Below are 22,508 nucleotides of genomic sequence, written 5' to 3'. Positions count from 1 at the left end.
GAAGGGACTTTAGCCAGCCTTCGGTGGGTCTTTGGTAGGGTTGAAACAAGCGGCCGACTGAGACTATACGACGATTATTTTCCAATTGAGGCTGTGATGTTGTCATGACGGGGCCTGCCGGGTAATAAAGATGATTAGAACTTTCAAATTTGGCTGATTTTGGATTGGGAGCCAAGGAAACGGGGGGAAAGATCATGGCGGCACAGACAGTATCAGGCATCAGCTCCGTACAGCCCATTGCGGCCTACGGCGGTACACAGAGTGATGTCAGTTCTCTGGAGAAACAGCGAAACAGGCTGATGATGGAACTGGATAAAGTGAATGCGGCACAAGGAAGTGAGATGCAGACGCCTTATCGCCGGGAGCAGCTGCAGCGGCAAATCCGGCTGCTGGAGTCCCAACTGGTACAGAAAAGCGGGAGCAGCACCTCCGTAAATTTTGTGCCTGCTTCTCCGCTTCAAGATCACCTCCCTCTTTGGGGAAATGAAGGAAAGGGAGGCCTCAAGGGCATCGGCCTGACTGATCCCCGGACGGCGACGGTGGACGCGGAGGGTCATTTCGACGCGTTAATTTAGGCAAGCGAGCGAAGGTGCGGAAAGCGTCAGGTGATGAACCGACGGCCCATAATCATGAGGCTAGCTAGCCGAGCTTCCACCGAGAAGACCTGCAGCACGGTAGAAACAACAAAATAGGCGAGAGGGAAGCGTCATACTTCCTCCTCGCCTATTCGTGTTTGCATTTTGCCTAGGGTTCAACTACTTTATTCTGGTGTTCCTTGGGTTACCCCATGGATATACGAGAGCGTTGGGGAATCGACGGCCCCTTGTCCCGGATTATAGGTGAAGGAGTACTCGATGGTATCCCCGTGTTGCAGGTGATTTACAGGGTAGGTGTAGTTACCGTTTCCTGCCGGGGTCATGGCTACGTTTAGCTGCCCACCGTTATTTAGCTTATAGTGTAAGTCGGCAAAGGTTGCGCCGTTCACATAGAACAGCAGGTCGTCACCTATTTTCTTCAGACCCCGCACCTCATCGCCGACGATGATAACACCGGATGATGATGCCGGTACAACAGTGATGGTGGAGAGGGCTGTTTTATTGCCGTCGGCTGTTGTAGCCGTTACGGTTGTTGTGCCTGGAGTGAGTCCCGTCACGAGACCGTTCGGATTCACGGAAGCGACGCTGGTACCTGATACGTTCCAAGTGACCTGCTTATTGGTTGCATTAGACGGGGCAATATTGGCGTTCAACTGCACAGTCTGTCCGACTTCCACCTGCGCAGTAGTTTGATTCAGAGAAATACCGGTAACCGGTACGTTTACCGGATTCTCGCTGTTGCCTTCTTTATAGACACGAACATAATCCACTTGCATTGTTGCAGGAATATCGGACGGATCTGGGGTATGGCCGCTGTCGAAGTGCCCGCCGATTGCCAGATTCATAATGATGTAGAAGGGTTGATCGAATGGGGCATTCGGATTGTTAGGTGCAGCTACGGAATACCATTGATCTCTACTGACTTTAAAGAAGAACTTGCCGTCCACATACCATTTCATATTATCTTCTTCCCAGATCATGGAGTACACATGATAATCATTGGCGAAGGTCTGGCCTTCAGGGAAGTGATATTCACCAGCAATATATCTGTTTACAGGCCATTGTCCGCCAAAGTGTATGGCCCCGCTGGTCGTGCCGGGCAAGCGTCCTTTGGCTTCCATAATATCAATTTCTCCGGATGCGGCCCACGCTCCATAAGCGGCATCTTCCGGAAGCATCCAAAGTGCTGGCCAAACGCCGTTACCTGTAGGCAGCTTAGCACGAATATCCACTCTGCCGTACTGGAAGGACAAGTGATCTTTGGTGTTAATCTTGCCGGATGAGTACTGGGCATACCGGCTTGGGTCCTGTGGAAAGGATTTTGAATCGTTCAAAGCTCTGATATTCAGCTTTCCGTCCTGTACAAATACATTTTGTGTACTGTCTGTATAGTGCTGCAGTTCCGCGTTGCCCCAGCCCCAGCTATTCGGATCGTCAGTAATATAATAACCTTGTTCGTAGCTCCATTTGCTCGTATCGAGTGCTGTTCCGTTAAATTCATCCTGCCAAATGAGATTCATGCCCTCTATCGCCGGGTCGTTTGCTGTTCCGATGGCAATGTCATCATGATCGGATACATCTGGACGTGGGGCATCTGGATTACCGATAAAGGTATAGTTGACGTAATTGTTGCCGACACTTCCGCCCGCCTGTCCATTTAATGGATAGCCAATACGGATTTGCACATCCTCTTGGACGGGCTGGAACCAAAGCCCATAGATGTAGTCAGCCCAATAGCCCCACTGGTTGGCATCAGACATGTTGTTATAGCCATTGCCGGCGTATACAAATCCGCTCTGGCTGGAATCACTCATAGCAACCCATTGTCCGTTGATGTTAATTTGGTATACGTAATTTCCTAGCTCAGTGCCTATTGGAGCGCCCCCATCAATTTTGGGTAGCGGGACACCTATTACACCTTTTGCATCTGCGGTAAAGGTCGTTCCCTCATAAGGAGTTAAGACATATGAATTTCTTACAGGTTTATTAAAGGTGAGGGTATAAACGACGTTAGCCGTTGAGGTTTTCGATTCTAACTTGACGTTGATAGACTCTGTTACGGTGAACCAGTAGCCGCCGCCGCCTTCGGTGAATTGTCCGAAGTTGTTATCGTAGATCCAGCCGCTGGCTGCATTATTGTCAATATCAATCCATGTACTGCTGCTTACAGGTTTTACATATACCTTCAGATCTTCAGCTACGGCTTCATAGGTAACAGCCGGATCATTGTTGAAGGTAGGATAAGTAAAGCCTGCACTTCCTGTAAATCCTGCTGTAATCTGCGGCCCTTGTGTAGGGGCCATAGCAGTAATGGTCGTTTTGTTTATGTTTTGAAATACAAGGGTGTAATCAAGTGTAACTCCATTAGCCTTGGAGAATAGCTGAATCTCCGTTGTTGCGGAGAGAGTGAACCAATAGCCATTCAAGCCACCGTCGCTCCAGTGTCCCCAGTTTTGGTTGTAGGTATAGCCGCCTGCATTGTCAATATCCACCCAGTTTCCAGCAACTTTTACTTTTACACCGACGTCATCGGAAACATCATTCCAGGTGGCAGAGCCCCCATTAAATGTAGGCATGACGAAACCATAGCTAGCTTGCCCAACCCCTGATTTTGAGATGACAGGACCGTCTGCTGCTGAAAAGTAAGACATAGAGGTAACTGTGGTTCCTGCTGCCTGCACCTTTGAAGTCGGCAATAGGCCAACCCCAGCTAACAGTACTACTGCTAAGAACAAACTAAATACCTTCTGCTTAAAACCACTCTCCGTATTGTAAAGTCGTTTCATACTTGCCCTCCTTTAATAAAATAATGAAGAAACGAAACCGCTTACATTTAGGGACATCTCTATTCTATCGAATATAATAATCAGCTAAAAGGTACAATTATTTTTGTTCTAACCCAATTTTTTGGCTTTTGATTATTTATAGCGCTGTGTCACGGTACTTTTCCCCGCTGTCGTGCTTCCGGCGCATCATTTGCCGATATTCTGTGGGCTGCATATCCATGACATCCCGAAAGGATCGTGTAAAACTTTTGTAGCTTTCATACCCTACCATGGTGGCTACCTCTACAATTTTATGATCGGTTTCGGCCAGTAGCCGCCGGGCTTTATCCAGGCGCACATCGCGCAAGTATTCTGCAAAGCCTTTGCCGATATTTTTTTTGAACAGGTTAGAAAAGTAGGCATAATTAAGCGACACGTGATTCGATACCATCGCGAGATCCAGGGGTTTATGATAGCTTTCGTGTATAAAGCGTATGGCTTCATTTAAATCTTGCGAGTTGCGATAGCTGCACTTATATTCATAATAAAATTGGTTCAGCCGAAGCAGCTGTTGTTGCAGCGCCTGAATATAATCGCGAATACCCGGATAATCGAATAGATTACGTAAACATTCGATGTCCAGCGCTTCTTCCCCCATGTACGGGCGGATCACACGTACAGATTCCTCCAGCATCTGTACAATGGCACGGCATAGCTGCTGTGTGTATTGGATGTGATAGCGTTGCAATGTATCTTTGTGAAATATCATAGAAATGCCTTGGGTGATTGTACCGCTGTTTTTGGTGCCGATTAACTGGAACAGGACATATAACTCTTCATAGGGAAGCTCCCACTGCTGCTCCAGTCGCTCAATATGTGTTGGCAAGATGCAGCTCTTCTCTGGAAACAGGTAACTGTGGCGATAGAGCTCCAACGCTTGTGTATAGCTGCGGGGCAACTCCTTCAATCCTTGCTGCGGGCTGGTCATGGCAGTAATGGCATCTATCTGTCCTGCTTTGAGGGCGGCCGGGAAGGCTCCCGTATCTACGGCCGCATCAACCGCGAGAATCAGGTACGGGCGGTGTTGCAGGCATATACACCCTCGTCTGCCATACACACGGTAGGCAAGGGATTCCATGCTGTGGCTACTGTCGGCTCCCGGTTGGTTAATCCATAATTCCTCCCGCAGCAGACACAGGCGGTAATTACTCCACAACTCTGGATTCTGTTGCTGGGTCTGGATAACCCACGCCTCATCAATCATTGCACCCTGCATGAACATACTCAGTTCCTTGCGGTCTGTCTCCCGGGCGCGGCGGGAGATATGCTCCATATTACGCGAGAGCGTCTGCCGTGTTTTTATCTCATTTGCTACATGTTCTACTGCGGTTTGCAGATCTTCACGTTTCACAGGTTTGAGCAGGTAGCCCTTTGCTCCAAGTTCGATGGCCTTTTGAGCATAGGCAAAATCACTATAGCCGCTAATAATCAGATAATCTACCTCGATGTGCTTCTGTTTGCTCTGCGCCATCAGCGTCAGTCCATCCATATCGGGCATCCTGATATCAGTAATCACCAGTTGGATATTGTGCTGACTCAATATACCCAAGGCCTCAATTCCGTTTACTGCACAGTAAATATTGTCCAGCTGCAGCGGAAATTGGCGCAGCATCGCCTGCAGCCCATCACGAATGTGCTTTTGATCGTCCACAATTAGAATATTGATCATGCCCTACCATCCTCCAAGATTCACATTTTCCCAAGGCAAACGTATGGTTACACAAGTATAGGCGCCCTGCACACTGTCAATCCAAAGACCGCAGTCCTTACCATAATGAAGCTGTATGCGCTTATGCACGTTCTCCAAGCCCAGTCCGTTTTTGCTGGTAACAATCGGTGAATCTGAGTCGCCCCGTAGCACAGCCTGCAGACTGGACAGCATTTCCGGGTCAACACCTCCGCCATCATCTCGTATCTCAATTAGCAGAAGGCTTTCATTTTCTACCGATACGGTAATATGGATACGTACGCTGCCGCCCGAGGGCGCTGCATGATGAACGGCATTTTCGACGATGGGCTGCATGCACATCTTAGGGATTGTATAACGCAGTACCTCCTGCGGGAGATCCGCCGTCAACTCAATGCTGCCACCCTCCATAAAGTTTATGAATCGGACATAACTGTGTATGTTGGCAAGTTCTTCGCTAAGCGCAACCGTATCGCTGCGCCATTGCATACTGTATCGCAGTTGTGAGCCTAAAGACACCAACGCTTCGGCGATAGCCGGCTGGCGCTGAACCTCCGCGAGCATACGGATGGATTCCAGCGCGTTATATAAAAAGTGTGAATTGATCTGCGAATGCAGCGAGTGCAGTTGTGCATTTTTGGCGATCAGCTGTTTATCTACCACTTGGGTCATCAGATGTTTGATTTCGTCCAACATATTATTGTAGCTGACGGCCACCTCGTCGATTTCGTCACCGGTTTCGTTTTTATCCAGGCCGGTATCAATTTTCGCATCCAGTTGGCCTTGCCGCACCTTGCGCATAGAAACCAGCACCCTGTCGAGCCGGCGAAAAATGCGCCGAGTGGTATGTGAAACGAGCAGTAACATCAGCAGCAATACACACAATGTGATCGCTACTACGAGCAAGTACCAGCTTCGTGGGCCTTTCATCAGCGCTTGATGAGAGGCAATATCCACTACATAGGCGTTCAGTGGGGCGATGTAGCGATATAACGCGTAGTAAGTATGGTCGCCTACCTTTACCCTAATGGGGCTGCTCTGCTGCAGCACATCCAACCGCTGGTGAATGCTGCCTAGAATTTTATCCAATTCTTCACCGGCATTTTGAGAAAAAATATGCTCAGGATTGTATACCGATCGGGAAGAGTCGGCTCCATCCATCACTACAGAAAAGAAATCCCCCCCGCTATCCTCAAGCAAGTCACTGAAAAAGACGCTATGCTGGGCGCGGATTTCCATAATGGTAGGGAGCTTCTGCTGTTGCCCCTGAAGGCGTACCAGCCGGTAATAGGATAGCGTATGCTCCCCATCTTTAAAAGCAAATAAGCGGTATGCCGCACCGCCTTCCTCACGAAGTGTCACCCAATAGTCCTTCGGCCAGAACTTGTCATAATGGTAGATTTCAGGCCAAATCTCAAATAGGTTTGGATTATCGATATAGAAACTGAGCTCGCTGATCATCTCGTAGCTTTGAATGATATTATGCATTTGCTCAAATTGATTTTGTCTAAATTTTACGAGACGCAGGCCATCCCCGCGCATATTGGAGTGAATGAAATCTACAAATGCCTTTTGATTCAGCGCAGTAGAGGAAGCGTTCTCAATAATGCCCATTTTGCTGCGCAGCTGTTCGTTAATTCTTGAGACATGGCTGCTGCCGGTAGCCATAGCGTCCTTGTATAGCTGACTTTCCTGTGTGCGGATAAATAAAAAGGATACCACAATCGCAGGGATGGCAATCATCATGCTAAAGGCCAAAAACAATTTTTGGGAGATGCGGGAATTACGGTACAGCTTCTTCATTTTAGTCAGCAGATACTTCATTTAAGTAGCCTCCTACCCTTGTAATATACCATATATTACAAACTGCCCGGTAGGTAACTAGGCTGTTTTGTTAAATGGTTAAAAGAAGCGAAAAAGGGAATACCGGCCAACCTTTCGGTGGCCGGCAGTAATCTTTATACGGGCATTATTACTCTGCCATTTTGGATTTTCGCACATCCAGTTCAGCCTGGCGGTATTCCATCACCTTGCCAAAGTTGTAATTCTCGCGGCGGTCAAGGAAATTGTCGAAGATTTTATCAAATTCAGCCTCATTCTTGGCCGTAATTAGCTCAGGGAGTACTTCCTCCCAATTTTGCGAAATACGGGACCAGGCTACCGACACATCAGAATCGCCCTGTGGATCTAAGCCCTTATAGATACCGCTATCAATATCGGCCTGCTTATTGGCGAAGTCTTCCATTTGCTTAATGACAGGAGATTTCTCCGGTCTCCACTGGTTGACGATTACAGGGTTTCGCATCATCCAATAGGTATCCATGATGCCGTATTCTTTCTCCAGCTTCTCAATATCAGTGTCGAGTAATTTTACCATTTCAGGCTTCAGTTGCGGCTTGCCATCCACCATCTCCCATGTTTCGCCTTCCTTGCCAAGGAACAAATCTCGCTGGCCTTCTTCGCTGGCCAGATAGGTCAAAAAGCGGATGGCTCGTTCAGGGTTTTCGGTTGATTTGCTAATCATCGTCACCATCCAGCCGTCCATGTTGCCAGGGAATAACTTAGGGTTATCGCCCTTGCTGTTCTTTGGCCCATCGACTGCGATGTAGTAAGAGTCCGGGTTGCCGCTAGCAGCCAGCATAGGATTGACAGCCGACATACCGGTCCACTCGCGGACCATCATGAAATAGCGGGCGTTGTTTGTTTTTTCCTCTACCTGAGTATCGGAATCCACCAGGAAATCCACATTAATCAACCCGCGCTCGTAAGCCGTACGGAAGGTTTTAAGCCAGGCAATATAATCGGGATCGGTAATGCGGTCGTATACTTTTCCGTCTTTCTCATGCGGTACGGCCAGTAGGTTCTGCAGATATTCGGTCATCCCGTAAGGGACGTTCCCTTGTGCAAAAAAGGGACTGATGGGCTGGCCTTTATATTGGGAGTACTTATCCTTTACCAGTTGCAGTGCGTTCAGAAAGCCCTCTGGAGTGCTAAGGTCCGGGCTGCCCATCTCCTCATACAAATCTTTTCGCACCAGGAAAGTCTGGTTGGCGGCCGTCATGCCAGTTTCATGCATCAGGTTGGGGCTATATGAATCATTCGGAACGCCATAGGTATTGCCATTTTCTTGACGATACCACTTCAGTGTACCGTCCCCGGCCACCTTGAAGAAGTAAGGGTCATACTTGTCAGCTAATTCATTTAAGGCGTAGACATGATCGCCTTCCCACAGCTTTTTGACAGCGGTTTCCCACGAACCCATTGATATCAAGTCTGGCAGCTTGCCCGAGGTCATCATTAGGGTAATATGCTCATTCGCTTCACCGGAAGGTACCTCAAGCTTGATGTTTACGCCTGTTTTTTCCGTTACGTACTTGGAGGTCAAGCTGTCTCCCCAAGTGTGGGCATACCAGTTAGCACCTACGAACCAGGTCAAATCAACAGGGCTGGTATCCAGCTTCCATGCCGGATCATCGGGATTGAGCTTTGCTTCACTCTGCGGCGGCTGTGTACTATCTGTAGGCTGTGGTGTTGGCTTATTTTCACTATTCGCTGAATTGGAACACGCGGCTATGCCTAGCATCAGGCTTGCGGCCAGAACGAGGGTCAACCCCGGCTTAATGAGATTGCGTTTCATGACATAATCATCCTTTCTTTGCTGCTTCTGAATTTTTGTATACCAGTTTCTAGACACTCACACTCTTATCCCTTAATGGCGCCAATCATTACACCTTTGACCAGATAGCGTTGAATGAAAGGATAGACTATCAGAATAGGCAGTGTGGCCACCATCATGGATGCAAATTTAATAGAGTTGCCGGGAAGTCTTGCGCCGAATTGCGCCATAGCTTGCTGTTGCATGAAGGACATAGAATTCTCCGCAATGATTTTGTACAGCATGGTCTGTAGTGGCAGTAATTCCTGCGAACGGATGTAGATGACCCCCTGGTAATAATCATTCCAATGATAAACGGCTGAAAAAAGCGATATAGTCGCAATGACAGCCATGCTATTGGGCAATACGATTCTGAACAGGACACCATAGTCTGAAGCACCGTCTACCTTCGCAGATTCCTCCAGGCTGTCAGGTATGGTGCGGAAGAAGCTCATGAAAATGACCATATTAAAAAAAGTGTACATAGAGGGAATGATGAATATCCAAAAATTATCATATAATCCCAGCTTCGTCATCAGAATAAATGTAGGGATCAGCCCGCCTGAGAACAGCATCGTAACCAATGCGATTTTAAGATACAGCTTGCGTCCGATTAGATTAGACTTGCTCATTCCGTAAGCAATAATGGCGGTAAACAACACATGCGTTGCTGTCCCGATCACTGTGCGCAGAGTGGTGATGTAAAAACCGTTCATCATTGTTTTATCATTGAACACAACGCTATAGCTGGCCAGCGATAATTCTTTGGGAAACCAGTTGACGGTGCCCAGGGATGCCTGCTGCGGCGCATTAAGCGAGTTAATGAATACAAACCACATCGGGTACAGTGTTAAAAAGCAAACCGCCAGCATCAGCAGGGTGTTGCAGACCTCAAATACTCCAATTTGCCGAAATCTTTTGCGTCTTTCCATACCTCTGTCCTCTCCTTTCTAAAAAATGCTGTCGCCGGTTAGTTTTTTGGATGTGTGATTGGCCAAAAACAACAAACCTAGCGCCACAATAGAGCGGGCGAACAGGACGGCTGTTGAGAAGGAATGGCGCCCGGAGACCAACCCCATGTTGTAGATATACAAGTCTAGGCTTTCCGCCATCCTCATGTTCATATTGTTCTTCAACATAAAGATCTGCTCAAAGTTACTGCCAAGTATCCCGCTGACAGCGAGGATGAACAAAATAGCGATGGTGGGGCGTATGCTCTGAATGGTGATATGCCACATCCGCTGCCGCCGGTTTGCGCCATCCAGCTCAGCCGCTTCGTACAGCCCCGGATCAATGCCGGATATTGCCGCTATGTAGATAATGGCGCTCCAGCCGGTTTCTTTTAACGTATCGGTGAAAAAGGTGATCCACCAAAAGTACTTAGGGTCGCTGTTAAACAGGATTTCGCGTTCCTGGAGCCCGATCACCATCATCAACTGATTGATCACACCGCCCTCGCCCAGCCAATTGAGCGCAATGCCGCCAAAAATCGTCCAGGCAATAAAGTGCGGCAGGTACGAAATGGTTTGTACCGTTCGCTTAAATCGAAGACTCCGTATTTCATTCAGCAGCAAGGCAAACAAGATAGGAATGGAAAAACCCAGGAACAGCTTGATGCTGCTCATCCCCAGAGTATTGCGAATCGAACGCCAAAAACGCTCATCCGTCAAAAAATCCTGAAAATGCTTCAGCCCGACAAACGGTGATTCTAGTAAGGGTTTGGCGATGCTGTAGTCCATAAATGCAATAATGAGCCAAAACATAGGGATATAACAAAAGATAAACATCCAGATGATTCCCGGGATAACCATGCTTTGCAATTGCCACTGCTTAAAAAGCGCTTTCATTTGTTCCGTTCTGTATTGGAACATTTTCCGTGCCCCCTTTCTATTTCATCGTATGAAAAAGCGCATAGGAAAAAAAGCCCATGATTATCGACCCTATCCCATTTTTTTAGATTTGTTTGACCAGCCGCAAAAATTAAGTATGCTGTGATTAAATGAAGGGAGTGTGCAAAGGATGAATAAACCTATATGGGAACAGAATTTCTTAGATAGAAATGCCGATTTGAAGCTATGGAATATCCGCCTTGGCAACGACTTATTAGATAATGAAGGTAATCCCATAGACCCAGGTTGGGGCAACGGAGAGCAGCAGTATTACACGGATCATTCCAGCAATCTGTATATCGATGAATTTGGCTTAAATCTGTGCGCACGCAGTGAATCCATTGGAAAGGATGGGCGCAATTTTGCATATACCTCGGCTCGTTTGGATACAAAGGACCATTTTTCCTTTTGCTATGGGAAGTTAGTTGTGCGTGCAAAGCTGCCGGTGGGGCAAGGGGTTTGGCCTGCCATCTGGTTGCTTCCGCAGGAACAGGCTTACGGACCTTGGCCAGCTTCCGGCGAGATTGATATCATGGAAGCCAAAGGCCGCTTGCCTCAGCAAATATCCGGAACACTGCACTACGGAAAGGATTGGGAACATCAAATCGTCGAGGAGTTCTCACACCATTTTGAAAGCGGAACCATTAATGAATTTCATGATTATGCACTGGAATGGACCGCCAGTTCGATTCGATGGGTGGTAGACGGACATTGCTTTGCCGAGCGCTGCTTGGAGCCAGGGGTTATGCCCTTTAACGAATCATTTTATCTGGTGCTGAACCTTGCAGTGGGCGGCTGGTATGACAATGTAGCGGTTGACGAGGCTGCACTGCCAGCGGTGATGACGGTTTCAGGGATATGGCTGTACCCATAATTAAGAATCTTTGTGAGGCTCTATTATCGATTTTCAATACCTACATCCCATCTGGTAGAATAGGGAAAACCATATTTCTCTATATTCTAGTAACTTGATTATAAGCTTGGGAGGTAGACCATGGACAAAGAACTAATCGCACAGCTGACACAGTGGCATGAAGATGATGAACACCAGAAGATTGTAGACACTCTGATGGAGATTCCTCCAGCGGACAGAGATTACGAGATGGTCAGCAGTCTGGCAAGAGCGTATAACAATTTGGAACGTTATGAAGAAGCCCTTGAACACTTCGCGAAGATTGCGGAACAAGGGCAGAATGATTATCTGTGGCATTTTCGTGTAGGATATTCCTACTATTATTTGAATCGATATGAGGAAGCGGTGAGAGTGCTGGGTATTGCCCATGACCTCGATCCGGATGATGAGAATACGGCCATGTTTCTGAAATTCAGCCAGCGCAAGCTACGCAAAGAACAACACGCCGCAGCCAGACAGGCAATCAGAGAGCAACATAATGATTCGGGGACGACTGCAACTCCTTTTGAAGGGATGGACCTCTCCGAGTTTTGGAAAGATAGCGATTATGCGCTAAAAGAATATGTTTCGGCCCCGCCTACGGATGAGCTGATTGCTTCTGTAGAAGAAGAACTAGGTTACAAGCTTCCTGCCTCTTATATCAGTCTGATGAGGCAGCACAATGGGGGAGTGCCTTATAATACCTGTTTTCCTACGGAGGATGCGACCTCATGGGCTGAGGATCATATCGCGATTACGGGCATTATGGGCATCGGACGTGAGAAAAGCTATTCACTCTGCGGCGATCTCGGCAGTCCGTTTATGATTGAGGAGTGGGGATACCCTGACATTGGCGTGGTAATTTGCGATTGCCCTTCGGCAGGTCATGATGTCGTGATGTTGGATTACCGGAATTGCGGGAAGGACGGTGAACCCGAGGTGATTCATGTGGATCAGGAAGATAATTATGAGATTACGTTTCTGGCCCCAGACTTCGAGACGTTTATACGCGGCCTGGTGAGTGATGAAGAATACGACACCTCTGAAGAAGATAAAGAGGAGGATTTGCGCAAAGTAGCCGTAGGCCAATTCTCACCATTGCTTGCGAAGCTGTGCAGCCATGTGTCTGAAGTAGATCAGCTTGAGCATAAGATCCGTAAAGTATGTACCCGAATCGTTGAAGAGAAGGGACACTTCTCCTTTCATGCGGATGAGCTTTCTACTCTGATGTATGATGTGCAGTTCTGGCTATACACAAGCTCTTATCCAAATACGAGCCGTCAACAATATCTGGATGTATATGAAGAAATGATTGCTTTTGGCGGCGAGTTCGGCCAAGGCGGGTATGCTCCCGGCTGGATCAGCGATTGGCTGGATGGCCGAATACGGGAAGGACTGATCGTTCAGGAAAACGGGGTGCTTAGCTTCACAGATCAAGCCGGCTCAGAGGTCATTGCACGGCTGGAAGCGGAAGCTGCAAAATAGGAGACGTTGATTCGGGATTTATTCCCGTGCGGTGCTCGATTGATCACGATAGTATTCAAGGGTCATCCCACAAGGGATGGCCCTTAAACTTGCCGTTTCAGACAGTGCAATCCGCATAATAAGCGAAAGAAAATTAAAGCGCTTACTCGTGAGCGTTTATATAAAAATGTAATTATTAACATTTTTCGACAACATTCACCTTACTTTTACATGGTAGTTATGATATATTCTGGGCGAATATGGATAACAAAAAAAGAGAAAGGGGAATGAGTATGGAAGCGTTGGTGTGGACATCCAATCATAAGCTGGAGCTCTGCGAATGGGAAGAGCCGCAGATTGCAGCACCGGATGAAGTCAAGATCCGGATTGAGATGACAGGTGTATGTGGAACAGATTTAGCAGTCATAACTGGGAAAGAGGAGGGGGTTCCAGGGGTCATTCGTGGTCATGAGGCAGTAGGGACTGTAATCCAAATCGGCAGCAACGTTGACCGTGTTAAGGTAGGCGACCGCGTAGTTATCGATCCGAATCAAAGCTGTGATGAATGCTATTTTTGCTTGAAGAAACAGCCGCACCTCTGTACGGGCATCGATGGAAATGGGATGCCTATTGCGGGTTTGAATCGAAATGGGACATTCACTTTTTTTTACTCAACTGCACAAACGTTTGCACACCGTCTTCCCGATCATATGAGCTGGGAGACGGGGGTTTTGATTGAGCCGCTTGCCTGTGTACTGCACAATTTCAAAGAAGCTAATGTCACAGCAGACGACAAGGTACTCATTCTTGGATCGGGTCCAATGGGACTGTTAAGCCAAATTGTGAGTAAGTCGAAATCTGCGCTCACGGTAGCGACTGAAGTTAATCCCTATCGGTTAGCTTTTGCCAAAGAGATCTCAGATTTTGCTCTAACCCCTGCCCAATTAAATCAAGCTACCGTAGACAAAATCTGTGCGGGACATAAGTTTGATGTGATTATCGATACGGTGGGCACTCAACTCGAAGTGGCGGAAAAGTGGATTGAACGTGGAGGCCGCATCGTTCCTTTTGGTATTAATGCGAAGTATCGCTACACCTTTTCCCCTACCAAATTCGTGCAGCATGCAATAAAAATTATAGCAGCAGGTGAATACCGCTACATGTTCGAGGAAGCTTTGCGGTTTGCCGCTGAAACTCCTGAAATGGAGAAACTAGTAACTAGAAAAGTTAAGCTCAGTCAGCATGAAGCAGCGATAGATGAGTTAATCGGCTATGAATTGAACTCTTTGAAGGTGGTTGGGAGTGAAACCGTAAAGACGGTTTTTGTTCCCTAAACGTAAGACTACAATCAATGAGAGGTGGCACTGTTGATGAGCAATGATAGCAAATTCAGATTAATTCAAGATTACTTGTCTACACAAAAGGCCAAAGAGGTAGAGCCAATTTGGATACCCGCAGTGTGGAATGAGTGCCAATATGAACGTGTTCTCTTAGAAAAAGAGGGTGAAATTTGTGTACACCCGTATGATTTTTTGACTGATCATTTGAATTATGTGGACAGGCTTTCGTGGAGATATCTGCTTAAGGAACGCATAAATCTGGACGATAGCGCGATCTATTCTTCGCTTATTCGCTATTCTACGGCTTGGGATTACAACCATGACGGAAAAATTGAATCAGGTACTTTTTTAAGATTCTTTATTCTTCTGCCTCTGCTAAAGAAAATGGGCATCAATATTCTGTACATGCTTCCAGTTAACCAGTACAGCAAGTTGAATCTGAAGGGGGATATTGGGTCCCCTTACGCAGTGCAATCGTTATTCCATTTGGACGAGAACCTGCACGATAGCCTATTGGATGATATGGAGGAGTTTACGATCCACGATGAGCTCAGCGCTTTGGTAGAGGCTTGTCATTTACTTGATATTAAGACTGTTGTTGATTTCATTCCCCGTGTGACGGCGAAAAACAGTGTGTTCATTACCGAGCATCCTGAATGGGTGTATTGGATCAAAATGGACGAATTAGAAGGCTTTGCGCCGCCCGCGATTCCCCAGCTTGGATTTTTTGAGGAGTGTACGCCGGACAAATTGGAGACGGTCTACCGCAGCCAGGAGACAGCAGTATTTCTGCGGAAGTTCACGCCACCGCCCAATGAACTCCATCCAATTCTTTGGCAGCACTTAAAGGAGAAAGCTGCTAAAACTGGAGATGAGCTATTAACTTTGGTGGAGCAAGAGATGGGGATAACGACTGCTCCAGCGCATTCGGATTGGATAAATGATGTGCAGCCGATTTGGACAGACATTACGTTCTTACGCCTCTACAAGGATTTCTCTCCGCAAGTGAGACATCTTATAAGTCCGGATCAGGCGCCATATGTCCTTTTTGATACGATTAAATGTAATGACTACCCGGGAGAGCAGCCGAATCTGGAGCTGTGGGATGTTCTGGAGGAGGCAGTACGGGTTAATCTCGAAAAATATGGGATTGACGGCTTCCGCATCGACATCGGACACGTGCTTCCTATTCCGTTGTTGACTCGTATTTTTGACACGATTAAAGAGATGAATCCAAATGCGATCTTAATCAGCGAAGATTTGTTCAATCGCAACCACAAGAAGGCGGCAAACACCGGCTATAACATTATGCTTGGCAGTGGGTGGAACGTCATGACACAAATTACTAAAGAGAATCTCGTTTCATTCTTAGAAGAGCTGCCTGAGTTGAATATACATGTGTTTGCCTGTGCAGAAACAGCAGATACTCCTCGGATCACCAGCCGTGGCGGTGTAGAGGTTGCTCGGATGATCGCGGTATTTAATCAATTTCTTCCGAACGCAATTCCATACGTGACGACGGGGTATGAAATGAATGAGGAGCAGCCGCTCAACTGTGGTCTTGGAGATAACACGAACGGAGAGGAGATTTCCCGAGCTTTTTTTAACGTTATGCAAATTAATTGGACCAATCCTACACCGATGCTGCCGCTGTTGGCAGAGCTAAGTGAACTCAAGAAAGATTGGCGCCACCTAGTGAAGCCGGAAAACTTTTTCGTGGCTCAATCCCCGGAAGGTATTGTTCTGTATGGGTATATGCAAGGAGATGAAACGCTGCTGTGCTGCTTTAACTTGAGTGCTGCTGCTTTCTGCCAAGTTGATTTGAAGGTTGCCGTACCTGGCCGATGCCCAATGACGGTAACACTGGATAGTTCCTTAACGGGTAGCAGCGTAGGTCAGGCGTTCGATTGCTTGCTGCTTGCGCCTAATCAGGCTTTAGTGCTCGTAAACAATGATAGACAATTTAGGTAAGGGAGAGAGGCTGCAATGGAAAAGAACAATAAGGAAGTCGTGGTATGGCATGAGTTTGATGGTCCGGGAGATACCTCGATTGAGGTGCTGGAGGGAATTTGTAAGCTGTATACTGAGCGCTTTGGGGTACAAATTACGCCACAAGTCATGAATATTAAGGAGCTGACTGCGCGCCTGAACCAAATTAAGGACACCCAGCAAGGTCCACATCTGGCGATGGTTCCTGCCGACATGTCCTCCTATGTTGAGAACGGTCTTTACTCCGAAGTGCCGGGCGGGCTATTTGACGATACGCTGACTGAGGGTGCTCTTTCAACGATGCAAATGAATGGTGTTCAGTATGGTATCCCGGTATTGCGGGGCAATCATCTGGTTGTGTATTACAACCCGTCGATTTACCCTAGTGCGCCGACGACATGGGACGTGTTCGAAGAGGCAGCAGAAAGGTTATCCGCCCAAGGTATCGTACCGATTGGAGCAGACTTACAGCAAGGCTATTGGTTTATTCCGTTCCTTACAGCTTTCGGCGGCTGGCCTGTACAGAATGGAAAGCCGAATATCGTCACCTCTGAAATGAAGCAGGCGCTTCAGTTTATTAGCGACAAGATGGATCAAGGCGTGCTCGTTAGTCTCGACGGCTCCACAGGACTGCTTGAGCAGTTCATTGACGGTAAGATCGGCGCCATTATTTGTGGCGAGTGGATTTATAACCATCTAGATAAGCATATGAACAATAGGCTTGCGGTTTGCCAGCTTCCGAGCATCGAAGGGCGGCAATCGTTATCCATGTCTTCTTCTATCGGCCTGATCTACCCTAATCATTCATTAACGTCCGAGGAGAGGGAAGATATTTTATCATTCACGCGCTTTATGCTGAGTGACGAATGCCAATCGATGTGGACGCTGGGTGTACAGCGGATTCCGGCTCAGGAAGAGGTGCTGAACCGTCTAGCTGCCTCTGCTGCGCCTAACAAAAAGATGATTTTATCGCTTCTAGATCATTCACGGCCGATGCCGACTTATCCCTTCATGATCCATGTATGGGAGGCGTTAAATGCGGGTCTTATCGAGCTGCCCTTGAGCAATCCTGAACAAGCATTGAACAAAATAGAACAGACTATTCAAGCCTCTTGGGGCGCATTTAAAAGCTAATTAGAGATGGGGAGAGCCAAATGAAAACAACGATATTCAGCCAAATTTCTATTGATGGAAAGCTTACTATGGGCGCTGGTAATTCGAGTAAAGAGCTTTTTTCTTTGTTTTCCAGTGAGGATATGGAATTTATTCATCTATTCCGGGGGAAGGTGCAGGGAATTATGGTCGGCAAAAATACAATTTTGACGGACAATCCTTTCCTTACTAATCGGTATGAGGAAAATAAAAATCCAATTCGTATCATTCCGACAACTACCTTGGATATTCCGCTAGATTGCAATGTACTCTCGGACCAAGGGAAGACGATTATTGTCACGACCGAGAAAGGACGGGATGAAGAAAAAATCAAACAGATCCGGCAAAGAGGAAAGGAGTGCCTTATCTGCGGCGAGGATAAAGTAGATTTTGTGGAGCTTGAACGTCAGTTGGAGGAGAACTATGGGATTACCAGTCTGCTGGTCGAAGGCGGCGGATTCTTAAACTGGCATATTTTCAATCAGGATATCGTCGATGAGATTATTCTAATGCAGCTTCCAATCATCATAGGCGGCTCCACAAACATTACTTTAGTGGATGGAGACGGGTATCAGCAATTGAGCTTTGCGAAAAAGTTCAAGGTTGTAGAAATTCAACCAAAAGATAACTACACGCTCATGCGCTACAAAAAGGTGATCTAGCCTCACACTAAGTCATAGACTGCGAATGACAATGAGTTCTGGAAAAATCGAGAATATGGGGGTTGTGAACGATACATGTCAGAGAAAGAAGATTTCTACAAAAGTGTGTATAAAATCGCTGTGCCCGTTACGCTTCAAAGCTTGCTGATGGCATTGCTTAATTTGACGGATCAATTGATGGTTGGGCAGCTGGGAGATGTGGCAATTGCCTCGGTGGGGATGTCGACCAAAATATACGGGATCATCGCGGTTGTCTTGGCCGGTTTATCGACGGGTGTATCCATATATGCAGCCCAGTTTTGGGGAAATAAAGATTCCAAAAGCGTCTCTCAAGTACTGGGTCTCGGACTGATCACCGGCTTTGCGTTCTCATTCCTGTTCTCTGCGGCTGTCTTCATCGATTCGCCGCTCTTTCTGAGCCTGTTCACTACAGACGTGAATGTAATAGATGAGGGTTATATTTTTCTCCAGATAATGTCGATCGGTTTTGTACCTGTCATGCTCACGATGATGTATTCCGCGATTTTACGCAGTACTGGCCATGCCAAATGGCCGATGTATGTAAGTCTAATTGCAGTTGGCTTGAATATTATACTGAATTACGTACTTATTTACGGTCATTTCGGTGCTCCTGCGCTTGGTCTGAAGGGCGCTGCCATTGCTACTCTTATCTCTAGGGTCTTCGAATGCTTGTTGATCATTGGTGCCGTGTACCGGTATCGTTTACCGGGAGCTGTCGGGTTAAAGAACTTATTCATCGTTCCTAAACCGCTCATTCGCAAGTTTTTTGGAACGACCTATCCGCTGCTACTGACTGAATTGATTTGGGTATTGGGTGAAACGGCATATGCGGTCATTTATAGCCGTATGGGGACGATGGAAATGACTGCAATGACCATTACCTTCCCACTTCAGGGTCTTTGCATCGGTTTATTATCGGGTCTGGCTAGTGCAGCAGGGGTAATGGTTGGCAACCGTTTGGGTGCGAATGAATCTGATATCGCACTCGATCATGCGAAAAGGTTCATTCGCCTAGGCATCATTATCTCTCTGATTGTCGGGGTTATCATTGCGGCAGGCTCGAAGCTGTATGTCTCTGCGTTCAATATCTCCGAGGATGCTAAGCAAATGAGCATGTATATCGTTATCGTGTTTGCTGGATTTCTTTGGGTCAAAGTATCCAATATGATTATAGCCGGCGGTATTCTAAACAGCGGAGGAGACAGCAAGTTCGTATTCGGCATGGAGTCTACCGCAACGTGGCTGATAGGTGTCCCATCCGGGCTGTTGCTGTCATACATTTGGAAGCAACCAGTCTACCTTGTGTATCTCGTCATCTCGCTGGAGGAGGTTGTCCGCTTTGGTTTCGGCTACGCCCGGATTTACTCCCGTAAGTGGATGAGAAATTTAGTTAGTGATCTGGCTGAAAAAGCTATGTAACATACGACCTGATTGAATCGGTGTGGAGTATTAACCCCCCCTAAATTGGAGATCTCTTCACTTAACAATGCAAAAGGTACTGCCTCAAGGTAGTGCCTTTTGCATTGATTTTTAAATATTCAGTTGTTAACTGCCAAGTATCTTAACCACTACGTTTTAAAGCACCAGTTACTTCGTTGACGGTTATTTTGATCATAAAGTAGAATTTTTACGTCGAAAAAGTAACAAAAAACCACCAACTTACATTGGTGGTTTACGATCCATATAGTATTATTTCAATTCAATCTGTCCTTGTTCGGTTCCCCAGAACCCAGTTTGGACATTCAAAAGAAAGCCAGTCATATCTTCTGGGATTTCAAATACTACATTGTCTGTTTGAGCCAATCCAGGATTGATTCCTTCATATAAAAAATAGTCTCCGGAAGTAGTAATCAACATGCCTTTTAGTAGTTTCTTGGTAAGTTTTTAATAGTATTAGAGTGCAGTGTTTGAATATTTCTCGGGAGCCGTAGATGAGAGAAAAATAGGCCGCACTTCATGAAAAGAGCGACTATTTCTTTTTACATTTACTTAGGTTGCTTACGTCTTCTGAGATAGGCCCAGATCACAAATACCGCTGCTAGAGCAATAATGGCGCTAATGGTAATAGACCTTGTTAGGTGATTATTATCGTCCGGATAATACGCGGAAGCAATGGTTTCATAAATCTAAAATAGTCTATGGACTGTTCAACAAATTTTGTGAGTGCTGCGGAGATGATTTTATAGGATCAGCTCCGCAAGACGATAAATGCCCTGCTCAATTGCTGCCTCATCTACTTTTGCAAACCCTAATACCCATCCTTTTCTTTTGCTATCCAAACAATAGGGTCCAAGAGGGTACACACGTATTCCATGTTGTAGGGCTAACTTTGTCACAGCTTCTTCGTCGAATGTTTCCTCAGCTTCTAATAACATATGTAATCCAGTTTCTACTCCACTGAGCGTGAAGCGCTCCCCTAAACCGCTAGCCATAATAGCTTTTGCCATGACCTCGTGTCTTCGCCGGTATACGTTTCTGACTCTTCGCATATGGCGCATAAAATGACCATTTTTAATGAAGTGGGTTAGTGTTAGCTGATCCATAATCGGAAGATGACGGTAAGTCAGCTCCTGCACCTTCGCTAGTTGAGCAATTGCCTCAACTGATCCAACAATAGCCGAAATACGAATGCCTGGTGCAATCATTTTAGAGAAACTCATGAGATACAAAGTATTATTAGATGCCTGACTAAACAGCGTTGGCAGCGGCTCGCCGCGATATCGAAATTCACTATCATAATCGTCTTCAATGATCCAAAATCGTTCTTGAACGGCCTTATGCAGCAATTGTTGCCGGCGGGGCTCCGACATAACGACCCCTACTGCGCACTGGTGGGAAGGGGTGGCAAAGACCAGTTTGGATTGCGGGTGAATATGCCCAACCACTAGACCATACTCATCAACAGGAACGGGTACCACATTCATACGGCGGTATTTCATTGCCATCCAAGCAGCTGGGAAACCTGGATCTTCTACTGAGACAGTGTCCCCATCAGCTAAAAGTGACTGTGCGATTAAGTCAATACTATGCTGAGCTCCTGAGGTCAACAGAATCTGATTGGTTTGGACATGTATGCCCCGTTCAAGTGATAAATAACGCTGTATTTGCTCACGTAATGGTGTGTACCCGTAGCAGTTACCGTAAGCCCAGCTTGATAAATCCATTTCAGAGGATGCCTGGAGCAGCGATTGCCGCCAGTTTTTTTGAAATTGTTCATCCAAATAGGGTTCATGGGGACTGAAATCAATATCCACTTCTAGCGGTTCTTTACCTCTGAACCAGTCATGTAATTGATCAACAGCTGAGTCTAGCAAGGAGAGTGAAGGAGGTGTGGGGCCCTCTGTTTCTATTTCCTTCGTTGATATAGCGACTTGCTTCCATGTACTAACTCGCGTCCCTCCCCGGCGGGAGGTAACTGTATAACCCCGACTTAACAATTCCTCATAGACGATCTGTATAGTTGAGCGGGAGACACCTACGATGTGCGCAAGTTCGCGGGTAGGAATCAGTAGTTCTCCTGGTGCCCAGACTCCGCTAGTAATATTATGGATCGCTTGATCAAGCAATTGCTGCCAGATCGGTCGCTTATCATTACGAATTACTTTCATCATCGTACATACCTCCAAATAGAAACTCCAATCATAAAAAGCTGATTATGGATTGCTCTAAACAGCGAATTATGGATATTTTAATGCAATCCATTCATTGATATACTACCGTAACAACGCTGGTATCCGCAATTTAAATAAAAGGAGAGATTCGATATGAATTCGGTTCGTTACAAGACCAGGGAATGCCTAGATCAAGAGAAGATTGAAAGGTTCCTTCACCAAACGAGATTAGGTTATCTGGGGTTGGTTGATGGGAACCTCCCTTATGTTGTGCCACTTAATTATGTATGGACTGAAGGGAAACTGTATATTCATGGGGCTGGAGATGGAAGACGTAATCAGGTCATGCGTGATAATCCGGAGGTATGTTTTACGGTATGTGAGGAATACGGAACTATTACAGATCCGGTACCAGCCAAAACGGATACAGCTTATATGAGCGTAATGATTTTTGGACAAGCAGAACCGATTTCAGATTTGGATGAAGCCACACATGTACTTCAGGAATTGATCAATAAATACGTACCGGGTTATTATAATCGACCCTTGTCCAAGCAGCATGTGGAAAAGTATAGATCGGCTGTATTTGGCGGTCCGGTTCAAGTTTATCGGGTAATTCCGTATCATATCACGGCAAAAGAAAGTCCTATTGAAGCAGAAAAAATGTATAAAAGGGGCATGGGTACTGGACGAGATGTTTAGCCGCAAGATACCATTACAAATGG

General features: G+C 46.5%; 16 protein-coding genes. 9 read left to right on the top strand and 7 right to left on the bottom strand.

Annotated features, from left to right (window positions below; genetic code table 11):
- The first annotated feature begins 194 nt into the window (after positions 1–194).
- Positions 195–575 (top strand): FlxA-like family protein, encoded by a 381-nt coding sequence (locus NST40_RS30665; RefSeq protein WP_076218791.1) that lies wholly within the window; start codon positions 195–197, stop codon positions 573–575.
- A gap of 185 nt (positions 576–760) precedes the next feature.
- Here the strand turns inward: NST40_RS30665 and NST40_RS30660 are convergent, their stop codons facing one another.
- From NST40_RS30660 to NST40_RS30635, 6 genes are all read right to left on the bottom strand, one after another.
- Positions 761–3,382 carry a family 16 glycosylhydrolase gene (locus NST40_RS30660; protein WP_076276318.1) on the bottom strand — a complete coding sequence of 874 codons (2,622 nt, stop codon included), beginning with the start codon at positions 3,380–3,382 and terminating at the stop codon, positions 761–763.
- A gap of 136 nt (positions 3,383–3,518) precedes the next feature.
- Positions 3,519–5,090, bottom strand: a complete 1,572-nt coding sequence (locus tag NST40_RS30655) for a response regulator (RefSeq protein ID WP_076220732.1) — start codon at positions 5,088–5,090, stop codon at positions 3,519–3,521.
- A gap of 3 nt (positions 5,091–5,093) precedes the next feature.
- On the bottom strand, positions 5,094–6,932 hold the full coding sequence (locus NST40_RS30650) for a histidine kinase (RefSeq protein ID WP_342410288.1): 1,839 nt from the start codon (positions 6,930–6,932) through the stop codon (positions 5,094–5,096).
- Between the two features lie 148 nt (positions 6,933–7,080).
- The gene (locus NST40_RS30645; RefSeq protein WP_076220283.1) at positions 7,081–8,745 is read right to left on the bottom strand and encodes an extracellular solute-binding protein; all 1,665 of its coding nucleotides are present in this window, start codon (positions 8,743–8,745) and stop codon (positions 7,081–7,083) included.
- Between the two features lie 65 nt (positions 8,746–8,810).
- Positions 8,811–9,695 (bottom strand): carbohydrate ABC transporter permease, encoded by an 885-nt coding sequence (locus NST40_RS30640; protein ID WP_038573901.1) that lies wholly within the window; start codon positions 9,693–9,695, stop codon positions 8,811–8,813.
- Between the two features lie 18 nt (positions 9,696–9,713).
- The gene (locus tag NST40_RS30635; protein ID WP_076276316.1) at positions 9,714–10,634 is read right to left on the bottom strand and encodes an ABC transporter permease subunit; all 921 of its coding nucleotides are present in this window, start codon (positions 10,632–10,634) and stop codon (positions 9,714–9,716) included.
- Between the two features lie 148 nt (positions 10,635–10,782).
- On the opposite strand from NST40_RS30635, the gene NST40_RS30630 reads away from it, so the two are divergent.
- The 7 genes from NST40_RS30630 to NST40_RS30600 all read left to right on the top strand — a co-directional run bounded on the left by NST40_RS30630 (position 10,783) and on the right by NST40_RS30600 (position 19,591).
- Positions 10,783–11,526, top strand: a complete 744-nt coding sequence (locus NST40_RS30630; RefSeq protein WP_076220285.1) for a glycoside hydrolase family 16 protein — start codon at positions 10,783–10,785, stop codon at positions 11,524–11,526.
- Positions 11,527–11,646: 120 nt separating this feature from the next.
- Positions 11,647–13,029, top strand: coding sequence for an SMI1/KNR4 family protein (locus NST40_RS30625; protein ID WP_076276315.1), 1,383 nt, complete (start codon positions 11,647–11,649; stop codon positions 13,027–13,029).
- 266 nt (positions 13,030–13,295) lie between these two features.
- Entirely contained in the window at positions 13,296–14,342 is a 1,047-nt protein-coding gene (locus NST40_RS30620) for an alcohol dehydrogenase catalytic domain-containing protein (RefSeq protein ID WP_256718957.1), read from the top strand.
- A 36-nt stretch (positions 14,343–14,378) separates the two neighbouring features.
- A complete protein-coding gene (locus tag NST40_RS30615) occupies positions 14,379–16,319 on the top strand; it encodes an alpha-amylase (protein ID WP_081387429.1) in 1,941 nt (646 codons plus the stop codon).
- Between the two features lie 15 nt (positions 16,320–16,334).
- On the top strand, positions 16,335–17,471 hold the full coding sequence (locus tag NST40_RS30610; RefSeq protein ID WP_076276314.1) for an extracellular solute-binding protein: 1,137 nt from the start codon (positions 16,335–16,337) through the stop codon (positions 17,469–17,471).
- A gap of 20 nt (positions 17,472–17,491) precedes the next feature.
- Complete coding sequence (locus tag NST40_RS30605; RefSeq protein ID WP_076220834.1) at positions 17,492–18,151, top strand: dihydrofolate reductase family protein; 660 nt, start codon at positions 17,492–17,494, stop codon at positions 18,149–18,151.
- 75 nt (positions 18,152–18,226) lie between these two features.
- Positions 18,227–19,591 (top strand): MATE family efflux transporter, encoded by a 1,365-nt coding sequence (locus NST40_RS30600; protein WP_076132870.1) that lies wholly within the window; start codon positions 18,227–18,229, stop codon positions 19,589–19,591.
- A gap of 761 nt (positions 19,592–20,352) precedes the next feature.
- On the opposite strand, the gene NST40_RS30595 is transcribed toward NST40_RS30600, so the two are convergent.
- Positions 20,353–21,783 carry a PLP-dependent aminotransferase family protein gene (locus tag NST40_RS30595; RefSeq protein ID WP_076276313.1) on the bottom strand — a complete coding sequence of 477 codons (1,431 nt, stop codon included), beginning with the start codon at positions 21,781–21,783 and terminating at the stop codon, positions 20,353–20,355.
- Between the two features lie 153 nt (positions 21,784–21,936).
- Between NST40_RS30595 and NST40_RS30590 the strand changes: the two genes are divergently transcribed.
- Entirely contained in the window at positions 21,937–22,485 is a 549-nt protein-coding gene (locus NST40_RS30590; RefSeq protein WP_036682364.1) for a pyridoxamine 5'-phosphate oxidase family protein, read from the top strand.
- Positions 22,486–22,508: the final 23 nt, after the last annotated feature.

Origin of the sequence: Paenibacillus sp. FSL R10-2778 (assembly GCF_038593035.1) — a bacterium.
In the GTDB taxonomy this organism is placed as follows: Bacteria; Bacillota; Bacilli; order Paenibacillales; family Paenibacillaceae; genus Paenibacillus_AQ; species Paenibacillus_AQ odorifer.
Note: the sequence above shows the minus strand (reverse complement) of the source record. Positions and strands in the feature narration are given on the sequence as shown.